The organism is Rhodospirillaceae bacterium (genome assembly GCA_018660465.1).
Classification (GTDB): domain Bacteria; phylum Pseudomonadota; class Alphaproteobacteria; order Rhodospirillales; family JABJKH01; genus JABJKH01.
Map to the genome: position 1 here is coordinate 62,603 of JABJKH010000072.1, position 11,857 is coordinate 74,459.

Annotated in this window: 13 protein-coding genes; 5 read left to right on the plus strand and 8 right to left on the minus strand. The window is 52.0% G+C overall.

Going from position 1 to position 11,857, the window contains the following annotated elements:
• Positions 1-79: 79 nt before the first annotated feature.
• The 6 genes from lexA to HOM51_10905 all read right to left on the minus strand — a co-directional run bounded on the left by lexA (position 80) and on the right by HOM51_10905 (position 5,050).
• Complete coding sequence (gene lexA, locus HOM51_10880; GenBank protein MBT5035007.1) at positions 80-802, minus strand: transcriptional repressor LexA; 723 nt, start codon at positions 800-802, stop codon at positions 80-82.
• 139 nt (positions 803-941) lie between these two features.
• Positions 942-2,156 carry a molybdopterin molybdotransferase MoeA gene (locus tag HOM51_10885; protein ID MBT5035008.1) on the minus strand — a complete coding sequence of 405 codons (1,215 nt, stop codon included), beginning with the start codon at positions 2,154-2,156 and terminating at the stop codon, positions 942-944.
• Positions 2,157-2,160: 4 nt separating this feature from the next.
• Positions 2,161-2,637, minus strand: coding sequence for a cyclic pyranopterin monophosphate synthase MoaC (gene moaC / locus HOM51_10890; GenBank protein ID MBT5035009.1), 477 nt, complete (start codon positions 2,635-2,637; stop codon positions 2,161-2,163).
• Positions 2,637-3,431 (minus strand): indole-3-glycerol phosphate synthase TrpC, encoded by a 795-nt coding sequence (gene trpC / locus HOM51_10895; GenBank protein MBT5035010.1) that lies wholly within the window; start codon positions 3,429-3,431, stop codon positions 2,637-2,639. The genes moaC and trpC overlap by 1 nt, the downstream gene beginning before the upstream one ends.
• 3 nt (positions 3,432-3,434) lie before the next feature.
• Complete coding sequence (gene trpD, locus HOM51_10900) at positions 3,435-4,466, minus strand: anthranilate phosphoribosyltransferase (GenBank protein ID MBT5035011.1); 1,032 nt, start codon at positions 4,464-4,466, stop codon at positions 3,435-3,437.
• Entirely contained in the window at positions 4,463-5,050 is a 588-nt protein-coding gene (locus HOM51_10905; GenBank protein ID MBT5035012.1) for an aminodeoxychorismate/anthranilate synthase component II, read from the minus strand. Before HOM51_10905 ends, trpD begins: the two co-directional genes overlap by 4 nt.
• 465 nt (positions 5,051-5,515) lie before the next feature.
• Between HOM51_10905 and HOM51_10910 the strand changes: the two genes are divergently transcribed.
• Complete coding sequence (locus HOM51_10910; protein ID MBT5035013.1) at positions 5,516-5,896, plus strand: hypothetical protein; 381 nt, start codon at positions 5,516-5,518, stop codon at positions 5,894-5,896.
• Between the two features lie 2 nt (positions 5,897-5,898).
• Here the strand turns inward: HOM51_10910 and HOM51_10915 are convergent, their stop codons facing one another.
• Positions 5,899-7,008, minus strand: a complete 1,110-nt coding sequence (locus HOM51_10915) for a sel1 repeat family protein (protein ID MBT5035014.1) — start codon at positions 7,006-7,008, stop codon at positions 5,899-5,901.
• A 172-nt stretch (positions 7,009-7,180) separates the two neighbouring features.
• Between HOM51_10915 and cadA the strand changes: the two genes are divergently transcribed.
• On the plus strand, positions 7,181-9,505 hold the full coding sequence (cadA, locus tag HOM51_10920; GenBank protein MBT5035015.1) for a cadmium-translocating P-type ATPase: 2,325 nt from the start codon (positions 7,181-7,183) through the stop codon (positions 9,503-9,505).
• A complete protein-coding gene (gene cueR / locus HOM51_10925; GenBank protein MBT5035016.1) occupies positions 9,502-9,897 on the plus strand; it encodes a Cu(I)-responsive transcriptional regulator in 396 nt (131 codons plus the stop codon). The genes cadA and cueR overlap by 4 nt, the downstream gene beginning before the upstream one ends.
• A 22-nt stretch (positions 9,898-9,919) precedes the next feature.
• Here cueR and HOM51_10930 read toward each other — a convergent pair whose 3' ends face one another.
• Entirely contained in the window at positions 9,920-10,171 is a 252-nt protein-coding gene (locus HOM51_10930; protein MBT5035017.1) for a hypothetical protein, read from the minus strand.
• 192 nt (positions 10,172-10,363) lie between these two features.
• On the opposite strand from HOM51_10930, the gene HOM51_10935 reads away from it, so the two are divergent.
• Positions 10,364-10,579, plus strand: a complete 216-nt coding sequence (locus HOM51_10935) for a hypothetical protein (protein ID MBT5035018.1) — start codon at positions 10,364-10,366, stop codon at positions 10,577-10,579.
• Positions 10,580-10,705: 126 nt separating this feature from the next.
• Entirely contained in the window at positions 10,706-11,857 is a 1,152-nt protein-coding gene (locus HOM51_10940) for a divergent polysaccharide deacetylase family protein (GenBank protein MBT5035019.1), read from the plus strand.

Consider the following 11,857-nt stretch of genomic DNA (forward strand, 5'->3'; position numbering starts at 1 on the left):
TACTTAAATTTTTTTTCAGCCACTACAGTTATCGCCGAACGCTAAGCGAAATGAAAATCCTGCAATTAAATCGTTGTTTTTAGTTGTATTTCCGAAACAATCCGACCAATTTGCCTTGAACTTTGACCTGATCCGGCCCGCAGATTCTTGTTTCGTAGGCGGCGTTCGCAGGCTCCAGCGCGATGGAATCCCCCTTGCGGCGCAGGCGTTTTAGGGTGACTTCGGTGTTGTCCACCAGGGCCACCACGATTGTGCCGTTTTCTGCCGTGTCTGTCTGTTGGATAATGACCGTATCGCCATCGTGGATGCCGGCTTCAATCATAGAATCGCCATCGACATCAAGGGCATAATGGTCGCCCCGCCCGAGTATGGAAGCGGGGACTTCAACGGAGTTTGAATTATCCCGCAGTGCCTCAATAGGGGTACCCGCAGCGATCCGACCCCACAGCGGTAGGCGCACGGCCTCGCTTTCACCAAGCGCTGAGTCAGGCATGACCGGCATGGCGGTGGCAGCACCATTGAAACTGCCTTGGATAACGTTTGAATCTGGCGAATTAGCGTCGTCTGAGAGGTCCCGATCCAACTGGTTTTCAGGCCGCTTCAAGACTTCAAGCGCGCGCGCCTTATGCGGCAGGCGACGGATGAAACCGCGTTCCTGGAGAGCTGTAATCAGGCGATGGATACCGGATTTGGAAGCCAGTCCCAAAGCATCTTTCATTTCGTCATACGACGGCGAAACACCTTTTAAATTCAGTTGCTTATCAATATATGAAAGTAGTTCATGTTGCTTCTTAGTCAGCACTGGATGTCTCCCGCGATACCGGTACATGTAGCCTAAATTTGCAAAATTCCACAAGCTACAGAACAAAACCAAAACATTTGCCTATGTTCTAGTTTAGTTCTCCTTTGGCGTCAAGAGGGTTTTTCGGGACGACCTGTCTTTAGATTGTCAGTAAGCCTTGAGCGAGCGTAATGATTTCTACCCGATCCCCGGCTTTGGCGGGGGCCGCGTGGGGAGCACGGATTACCAGGCAGTCGGATTGGGCCAAGCGGGCCAGCATCGCGCTGTCCTGCAATTTTGCCGAAACAACCACAGGGTTGCCGTCTGCATCTTGGCTGAACTGAGACCGGAGATAATCCTGACGTTCATCGTTGGCGGGCAGGTCTTCGCCGAGAATTGCGGTCTCTCCTGTGGCTGATGAGGTAGGCATCCCCAGCATGACCTGGATTGCCGCGCGGACAAATATGATTGTTGAAACCGCCGCAGATACCGGGTTTCCTGGGACACCCAACACTGGAACATCGCCCAAGCGGCCAAATATCAGCGGTTTCCCAGGACGCATGGCGACCTTATAAAAGCCAAGGTCCATGCCTTGATCGCCCAAGACCTTGCCAACCAGATCATAGTCCCCGACAGATGCCCCGCCCATGGTGACCAACAAGTCTGCGCCCTTTGCCCCTTGCAAGCATTCCAGCAAAGATTCTTCAGTATCCTTGGCAATACCTAAGTTAATCGCCTCACCACCACAGGCTGCGACATAGCTACCAAGCGCAACACTATTTGAACTGATGATTTGACCAGGGCCAACAGGTTCCCCTGGCATGACAAGTTCATTTCCCGTGGCCAGCACCGCAATACGGGGTTTGCGGCGCACAGTAAGCCAAGGCGCGTTCATCGCTGCGGCAGTTGCAATGTCTCGTGCTGTCATCAAGCGTCCCGCCTTCAGCAACACGTCGCCATCACAAAAGTCCATGCCTTTTGGGCGGATAAACTTTCCTTTGGGCGCACTTGTCAGGACTTTTATTTGGTCGCCATTGGTCTCGGTATTCTCTTGAATAACAATAGCATCTGCGCCATCGGGGACAGGGGCACCAGTAAAAATCCGCGCAGCCTGGCCCGTCTGAACGACCGCGTCGTAGCTGCCACCTGCCTGGGATTCTCCCACTTGCGTCAAGGTTACCGGGACTTCCGCCACATCCTCAGCCCGCACTGCATAGCCATCCATGGAGGAAACGTCCGCGGGGGGGTGGAATACCTTGGCCGTAACATCTTCTGAGAGGACGCGACCGTGTGCCTCTTTCAGGGTGATCGTCTCACTGCTGAGTGGGGAGAAACCCGCAACGACGAGATCAAAAGCCTCTTGTACCGATATCATTTTATTATTCTGCCTTGAACTCGCCGGACTTGCCGCCAGCCTTGTGGATCAATCGTACATCCGTGATCTGCATGCCGCGATCAACCGCCTTGCACATATCATAAACCGTCAGCGCTGCCACGTTGACGGCGGTCAGGGCCTCCATCTCAACACCCGTGCGGCCCTTGAGCTTGCAGGTCGCTTCAATCTCAACCGCATTGTTCGCCTCGTCACAGTGAAGGTCCACGGTTACTGAGGAAAGGTTTAGGGGATGGCAGAGCGGTATGAGGTCAGGCGTTCTTTTCGCACCCATAATTCCAGCCAGCTGAGCGACGCTTAGGACATCACCCTTTTTAACGCCGCCACCAACGATCAGAGCCATGGTCTCCGCCTGCATGAGGACCCGGCCACGTGCGGTCGCAGTGCGCTCCGTCGTGTCCTTTTCGGACACATCAACCATAACGGCGTTACCGTCGGCATCAAAATGGGTTAAGTCAGCCATCAATCGACGCCGAGTAAGGTTTTGAGTGCCTGTTCCACGTCGTCTTGGCGCATTAAGGATTCTCCGACCAAGAAGCAATAAACCCCAAGATCCGCAATCCGGTCCAGGTCGGCCTTTGTATTAAGCCCGCTCTCACTGACCGACAGGGTGCCTTGTGGCAGCATTTTAGCCAGCCTTTCTGTCACACCTAAGTCAACTTCCAACGTTTTCAGGTTGCGATTGTTAATGCCAAGGAGGCGGGTGTCGAGGTCCAGGGCCTTGTCCAATTCTTCTTCGTTATGAACCTCCACCAAGACAGACATGCCCATTTCCATAGCTTGTTGTTCGAACTCATGGGGCTGGGCACCCTCAAGGGCCGCCATAATCAGTAGAATGCAATCGGCACCGAGGGCTCTGGACTCGGTGATCTGGTAAGGATCGATCATAAAGTCCTTGCGGAGAACCGGAAGGGACACCGCGTCCCGCGCGGCGATCAGATGATCGTTTGAGCCTTGGAAGTAAGGCTCATCGGTTAAGACAGAAAGACACTGCGCGCCGCCGGCCTCATATGCCTTGGCCAACGTTGCCGGATCAAAGTCTTCACGGATAAGTCCTTTAGAAGGCGAGGCTTTTTTGATTTCAGCGATGAGTCCATATGCACCAATAAAGGCTGAGTTTTCGAGCTCACGCTCAAACCCACGGACAGGTGACGCTGCCTTTGCCTGTTCTTCAAGCTCGCTTAGGGGAACCGCAGATTTACAAGCGGCGACATATTCGCGTTTGCGATCACAGATTTCAACCAGGATGTCACTCATCTGCTAGTTCCCAGAGTTGGTTATCTCGACCAGTTTATCCAGCGCAGCCTTGGCGGCTCCGCTATCGATGGAAGCCGTAGCCTGAACCGCACCATCCTGTAGGTCTTCCGCTTTGCCGGCGACGATTAGGGAGGCGGCGGCATTGTAAATCACCACGTCCCTAAAAGGGAAAATCGCCCCCTCCAACAAGCCAATTATCGCATCAGCATTATAGGCAGGGTCGCCCCCTTTGAGGTCAGCTGGCGTCACAACTGGAATATTGGCATCGAAGGGTTTGATCTCGAATGTCGTCACTTCACCGTTCTTTAGTTCAGCGACATAGGACGGACCCGTTGTGGTTAGTTCGTCCAGGCCATCTGAACCATGCACCACCCACGCGGCTTCACAGCCGAGGTTTTTGAGAACACGGGCCATTGGTTCGACCCATTCCTTGGCGAAAACCCCGGTGAACTGGCGCTTTACGCCGGCAGGGTTGGAGAGCGGGCCGAGAATATTAAAGATCGTGCGGATGCCCATCTCAACCCGCGGCGGGCCGACATGGCGCATGGCGCTGTGGTGGCGGGGGGCCATCAGGAAACCAATGTTGGCTTCTCGAATAGACTGCTCAACCAAGCTTATGTCCGCGTCGATGTTAACGCCCAGGGCTGTCAGGACGTCGGCGGCACCTGATTTTGACGACAACGCGCGGTTGCCGTGCTTGGCGACGGGAACACCAGTGCCGGCAACGACAAATGCCGTGGCTGTAGAAATGTTGTATGTGCCGGAACCATCACCACCGGTGCCGACGATATCCATAGCATTTTCAGGGGCTTGGACGGATAAAGCTTTGGAGCGCATGGTTCGAACGGCACCCGTGATCTCCTCCACAGTTTCGCCCCGAACCCTGAGTCCCATCAAAAACGCGCCGATTTGTGCCTGGGTGGCGTCACCCGACATGATGATGTCAAATGCACTTTCGGATTCTGCTTCGCTTAAAGTCGTGCCGTCGGCAATCTTGCCGATAAAGGCCTTCATATCGTCAGCTTGTGTGTTCATGCGGCAGCCTTTCCCCCTGAGGCGATGGTTAGAAAATTCTTCAATATTGTATGTCCGTGATCGGACGCGATGCTTTCGGGGTGAAACTGCACCCCATGGACGGGCAGGGTCTTATGCGACAACCCTTGAATGATCCCGTCGTCGCTTTCAGCGGTGATCTCAAAGCAATCGGGCAGGCCTTCTCTCGCGACCGTCAGCGAATGATATCGGGTCGCTGAAAACGGCGACGGTATTCCGTGAAACACACCGGTCCCCGTGTGGCTGATCTGACTGACTTTGCCATGCATTGGTTTCGGTGCGCGCACGACCGAGCCACCAAATATTTGACCAATGGTTTGATGACCGAGACAGACCCCGAAAACAGGGATTGAGGAGGACGCTTTTTCGACAAGGTCCAAGCAGATTCCAGCTCGGTCAGGATCGCAAGGTCCTGGCGAAATGACGATCCCATCTGGCCGCAAAGCAATAACGTCGTCGGCGCTTAAAGCGTCATTACGATAGACATCAACCTCCGCCCCCAACTCCCCAAGATAATGCCGAAGGTTGTAGGTGAAGCTGTCATAGTTATCGATTAGTACATACATTTCAGTCTTCTATGTATTTCTCTTAAAGCGTAATATTGATTGATTTCCCGGCAATACCGCCAGCCGCAAACCCCATTTACGCCCTATCTGAAAGAATGCAAGCCCCACGGGGATGCGTCAACCATGTGGTTTGCAGTGTTTAAAGGCAGTGGAAGGCAAAAAATGATTGAAACTGCAACTGCAAATATTTTTCAGTGTCCAGTCGAGTGTCCAGTCGACGGTTTTTTGTGTCCAGTATCAGCCCCAATTCAGCGCAGCAATAAGATACTTGCCGATTTGTGGGTATCGCTAAATTTCAACGGGTTAGGTGTGGGTTACTAGACAGTTCAATATACTGTCCCTTTAATTATTTTCAGGGAAGTCGAAAATCTTTTTTGTTCGCGAACATTTTAGGCTTTGCATCCGGAATCAAACTCCGCCTACTTATTGGGTCGAAAATCTTAACAATATAAGGAAATTCGACAAATGGCCTTTAACTTCCCCCCTGATCACGAAAGCCCTTCAAAAAAGAAGCGCGCTGAACAAAAACGCAAAATTGATGCTCGTAAAAAGCACGAGACCGACTTGGAAGCCGACAGCAAAGAGCGGCAGCAGAGAGTGCGGGATAAGTATTCGAGTTTAGGCTCAACTGGAAAAAAAGTTGAGGAAACATCAAGGACGAAAAAGAAGGCTGCTTCAACCAAATCTGGGGTCGACTGCCACACTTGTATTAGCACCAAGAGTATACACCGATTACCACTTGACGGTAGTACGTTGTATGGCATAGGCGTGGCGCCATTCAACAAAAACATTTCTTACAAATGTGTGCCCGGTTTAGTTTGGGGGTGCAATTGGGAGAAAGCATGAGGTCAATCAAGGCGTTGATTGGTGCCATCCTGGAGTATCTGAATTAGGAAGCCAACTATTTTGGCGAATGCGAGATTTTTCTCGGCGCCGGATAGATGTCCGTAATTCTTAACAAGTTCGTCTTTGTATGGCTGAGGATCAATGAGGGAAAAAGAAATAGCTCTCCATCCTAGGCTTTCAATTTGGTCTACTTTAGACGGGGCTTTGCCTGTCTCTTGTAATTTTGCGATGGCACTTGCGGCTTTGCCTGAGCCACGTTTTGCAGCTGCGACGTATTGGGACAGGGCGGGCTGGAAATTTCCAGTCCGCTCCACTTCCGCGTGCAACTCTTGACCCTTTCGGAAGTCTGTAACTCCTTGGTTCAAACCCTTTTTAACGACCATTTTTCGGTAAGCTTTGCCCAATTCCGCCATGGCAGAATAGTAGCCCAGGTTATGTGACTTGAGATATAAATTGATGCCTTTTATTGGGTCCCAGGAGACGCCGCATCCCTGCATATAAAGTTCACCTAGTAAGCTGGGTGCATATGGGTCTCCTTGGGCAATGGATCGTTTGAACCAAACAATAGTTTGTTCGATGTCCCTGGGAAGACAGTTGTCTTCATCTACATAAATGAACCCGATGCGGTAGAGCATTTCGCTGTTCCCGAGGCGGGCCGCGAGGGCCATCCATTTTTTAGCCTCTTCTTCATTTTTCTCGGTGCCTTCCCCCAACTGAAACGTCTCAGCCAGAGTTAGCGCTGATTGGGCGTGGCCGTCATTGGCGGCCTGGGTTAGCCAATATACTGATTTTGCATGATCTTTTGGGACGCCCCAGCCACGCTTGTAGGCGGTACCAAGTTCGTCTTTCGCACCGGTATGGCCTTGCTCAATAGCCTTGCGGAGCCAGAATACGCCCTTTACAGGGTCATAATCGGGAAGGTTCTTAAATTGGTATGAGTCCCCCAACCTGAATTGCGCCTCTGCATCACCGGCCTCGGCGAGCGTCCGCCATATATCTCGCGCCCCCCTGATATCGGAATTATCCATGGCTTTCCAGGCGCGTTCGTGATCAGACAAATTGGTGCAAGCGGAAATGATGAACACGAGTGCCAGACACGCCAGTATTCGCATAATTGAAATGTCCCCCGATTAGGTTTGGTAAGTGTATTTGTTCTAAAGGCTTCTATGAAAGGACTAGGCGGATTTTCTCGATTTAACATTCCGATCCCCCTTGACCTTCCAGTTGCTGGAAGGACCATATAAACATTACAGTGTGCTATAATGTTTGAAGTGAGACCTTTCCATGAATGATGTCGCCACCAACACCCATCTTGATCCTGTCTGTGGAATGACCGTCGATCCGACGACGTCTTCGCATCATTTCGCTCATGATGAAGCGGATTATTATTTTTGCTGCAATGGTTGCAAAACGAAATTCTCTGACAGTCCGGAGTATTATTTATCGGGCCAAGCGGCGCGAGATAAAGCGGCTAAGGAAAAAGCCTCGGCAGAGGCGGAGTTTACCTGTCCCATGCATCCGGAAGTGGTCCAAATAGGGCCGGGGGATTGCCCCGCCTGTGGCATGGCGTTGGAGCCAATGGAGGTCAGTCTCGATGATGGCCCCAACCCTGAACTCATCGACATGACCCGGCGGTTCAGGATCGGGCTGGTTCTGGCGTTGCCACTGGTTGTGCTGGCAATGGCGGCACACATCCCCGGCGTGACGGTCCCAGAGGCCGTACAAGGCGTCGCTGGGGTCTGGCTGCAGGCACTATTGGCGACACCTGTGGTGTTGTGGGCTGGCTGGCCCTTACTGACCAAGGGGGTTGGCTCAATTGTGTCCTGGAACCTGAATATGTTTTCCCTCATCTTGGCAGGTACGGGGGCGGCTTACCTTTATAGTGTTGCGGCCACGGTTGCGCCGGGGGTATTCCCCGAAACCTTGCGCATGGCCGACGGCACCATTGGTGTGTACTACGAGAGTGCGGCTGTGATTGTGGTGTTGGTGTTGCTGGGCCAGGTGTTGGAGCTCAAGGCCCGTGATCGGACGGGGGAAGCGCTGAAAGGGTTGCTGAACCTGGCCCCGGACAATGCGTCCCGCGTGGCCGAGGATGGATCTGAGAAATCCATTAGCCTGGAAAATGTCCATGTAGGGGACTGCCTGCGGGTGCGGCCTGGCGAACGGGTTCCTGTCGACGGGCAGATTTCTGACGGCGAAAGCCACATTGATGAATCGATGATCACCGGCGAGTCTGAGCCTGTGCGAAAAGCTGTTGGTGCTACGGTGATTGGCGGGACGGTGAATGGCAAAGGATCATTCTTGATGAAGGCGGAGCGGGTCGGGCGCGAGACCATGCTGTCGCGGATCGTTCAGATGGTGGCGGAAGCCCAGCGGACCCGTGCACCCATCCAAAGCACGGCGGACAAGGTGGCGGGAATATTTGTACCCTTGGTCGTGGCCGTCGCCGTCTTGGCGTTTGTTGTTTGGTGGATTTATGGGCCTGAACCATCGTTAAGCTATGCGTTGGTAGCGGCGGTCTCCGTCCTGATCATTGCCTGCCCGTGTGCCTTGGGGCTGGCAACACCGATGTCGATTATGGTCGGTACCGGACGGGGCGCGGAAGCCGGCGTTCTGGTCCGCAATGCCGAAGCCTTGGAAACCCTAGAGAAGGTCACCACGGTCTGTGTCGATAAGACCGGGACCTTAACCGAAGGCAGGCCTATTTTAACCGCCGTGCACCCAGCTGAGGGAGTCGACGAAAACGATCTTTTGTCTGCTGTCGCTGGTCTGGAACGCGGCAGCGAACATCCAATCGCCGCCGCCATTGTCGCCGGGGCTGAGGCGAGGGGAGTGAGTATCCTTGAACCTTTGGATTTTGAGGCTGTGCCGGGGTTTGGAGTGCGGGGCACTGTAAATGGGGAATCGGTGATCGCGGGGACTGAAAAATTTCTAGTTGATCAAGGGATAGCTTCACCCACAATTTCATCAGATGACACCGGCAGTCGTGTTTATATCGCCGTGGATGGGCAGTTCGGTGGAATATTGGAGGTCGCGGATGCCGTCAAATCTAATGCCAAGGAGGCGGTGGAACGTCTTCAAGGTATGGGTATACACGTTGTGATGATTACGGGTGATAACCGGGAGACCGCCCGCCATGTCGCAAAGGAAGTCGGCATTGACGTTGTTCATGCCGCGGTATTGCCTGAAGGCAAAGCAGAGATTGTGAGAGATCTCAAAGATAATGGTCAGGTCGTCGCCATGGCTGGCGACGGGATCAATGATGCGCCAGCCCTGGCAATTGCCGACGTGGGAATTGCGATGGGAACAGGCACAGATATTGCTATTGAAAATGCCGGGATTACGCTCTTGAGGGGTGATATTGCCGGGATTGCTCGCGCCAGACGGCTGAGTACTGCAACCTTAAAAAACATCCGGCAGAATTTATTCTTTGCGTTTATTTACAACGGATTAGGCGTTCCCGTTGCGGCAGGGGTTTTGTTCCCAATCTTCGGCGTAATGCTAAGTCCGATGATCGCGGCAGCGGCAATGAGCTTGAGTTCAGTGTCGGTTATTGGAAATGCGCTACGGCTGGGCAGCATAGATATAAAGGGAAATGAAGAACGATGAACATTGGAACCGCATCTGACCTATCTGGCGTACCGCCGAAAACGATTCGTTATTATGAAAGTATTGGGCTGATTCCGGCAGTACTCCGAGCCGAAAACGGATATCGGGATTACGCCCAGGATGATGTCGAGACCTTACGATTTATCAATCGGGCGCGGCGATTGGGCTTTTCGGTGAAGGATGTCGGGAATCTTTTAGGGTTGTGGGGAGACCGCGGTCGTTCCAGCGCAGATGTCAAAGCGGTGGCGTTGCGCCATATTGATGAAATTGATGAGCGGATCAACGAACTGAACAGCATTCGCCGAACACTCGCGCACTTGACTGATCAGTGCCATGGAGACGACAGGCCGGAGTGCCCAATACTCGACGACCTATCCCGAAAAATGATTTGAACTCAATGTCTTACCAGGATAATTAGTGCGTTGCCGAAACGTCTTCTTCCTTAGGCTTCGTGCGGGCTTTTGCCATAGCACGCTCTAACTTATCAATTTTTTGTGTCAGGACCTTCATGTCCATCGTTTGTTTTGCAGCATCGGTGCGAATTCCCTGGACGTGTGCTTTAACGAACTCAACCGTTAACACCTGAACCTTCTTCATAGCAATAATGGCCACCAACAGCGCTGAAATAGCCGTAATGAATGCAACACCACCAAGTAAGTAAACCAAGGGACCCCTCCATCCGATTTAATTCTAACCAAATTTTTCTTTAGGCCAGAATAATCAGCGGGATAAAAATTGCAACCATTCCAAAGTCGATTTTGGTGGATAATTCGGATTTATTTTTAAAATTTAGGATTCATTAACCATCACAGGTCATGATCCGTTAACCATACCAACATGAGTGACCTGGGGGACTCAATGTTAAACGCAAAATCATATGAGCATATTAGTGCTCAATTTCAGAATATATCTCAATGGATTAGCGAAGCTGAGACGGTGGATGATCCTGACCGGGCCAAAGCTTTGTATCAACTTGCTATGGACCAAACCCAGGCTTTGGCTGATTCTGTTCGCCAAGGGCTGGACGTAAATGATTTAGTACGGGCACTGCCACGCCCTCAAGGACGGTCCTAAATCCCACCAAATCCGCCAACGAAACCTAAGCCTCGAAAAAAACGAGGGAATAAGTCTCCTGAGCCCGTGTTTAGCCGCCTAAGTGTGCTAGGCCGACGCGCAAAAATATCAAAAAGTTGGGGTGTCTTGGCGGGCTTAGCGGTTTTAGGGTTGATCGGTGGGTACGCCGTTGGGCATTTTTTCACCCCGGAACCGCACTCTTCACTATCTGAAAAACCGCAAAAACCTGCGGTTACCGGACATAAACCGGTTGCGTGGTACAAAAATCAGAGCGCACCGCCAACGATGATTAAGCGGCCAGACGCGCCCATATTTCCAGAAAATAATTTAAAGGTTCCTGGGCAGGAAACCTGGGGGCGGGCCTATGAAGAGGGATTGCCTCGAGAAACTTATATTGCGCCCGATACAAATTTAATGAAGGAAGAATTGGTTCTCGAAGCGCCGGAGTCCTATTTTCAGAAAGAAAAATCATCGGAAGATATTGTAAATAAGGAAGAAAACAGAATATTAGGAAGGATAGAGGAAGCGAAATCAAGTGCCCCCGTAGTGGACATGCCGCCCTGGCGACAATTTGCCCTCGCGACCCCAATTTTAAAGGGGAAACCAGTCATTGCCATCGTAATTGACGACATGGGGGTGGATCGGCGGCGGTCTAATCGGATGATTGGCTTTCAAGGGCCGTTAACGTTGTCATTTTTGACCTATGCAAAGGACTTAAAGGAGCAGGGGGCTCAAGCGCGGGCCAAGGGTCATGAGTTGATGCTGCATGTATCCATGGAACCGAGCAGTAATAAGGTTGATCCAGGGCCCAATGTTTTATTGGTCGGGCAAAAACCTGAAACAATCCTTCAACGGCTCAGGTGGGGGCTTGACCGGTTTGAAGGATTTGTCGGAATCAACAACCATATGGGTAGCAAATTTACCTCTCATGTCGCTTCGATGAGAGTGGTTATCCAAGAACTCAAAAAACGTGGTTTATTGTTCCTTGATTCTCGTACCAGTGGCAGGACCGTCGGTGCAAAGCTGGCCCGGCGGGCGGGCGTGCCATATGTCGAACGGAACGTGTTTCTTGACCACGATGACGACGTTGAAAAGATAAAGGCTCAACTTAAGACAGTAGAAAATATCGCTCGCAAAAGGGGGCGGTCTGTTGCCATTGGTCACCCAAGGGATGCGACACTTAAAGCGCTTGAGGGATGGTTGTCGACTGTTACTTCGAAAGGGTTTCAGTTGGTCCCAATTAGTGCGTTAGCGCGTGTCGTTCGGAGAAAAAGTTAA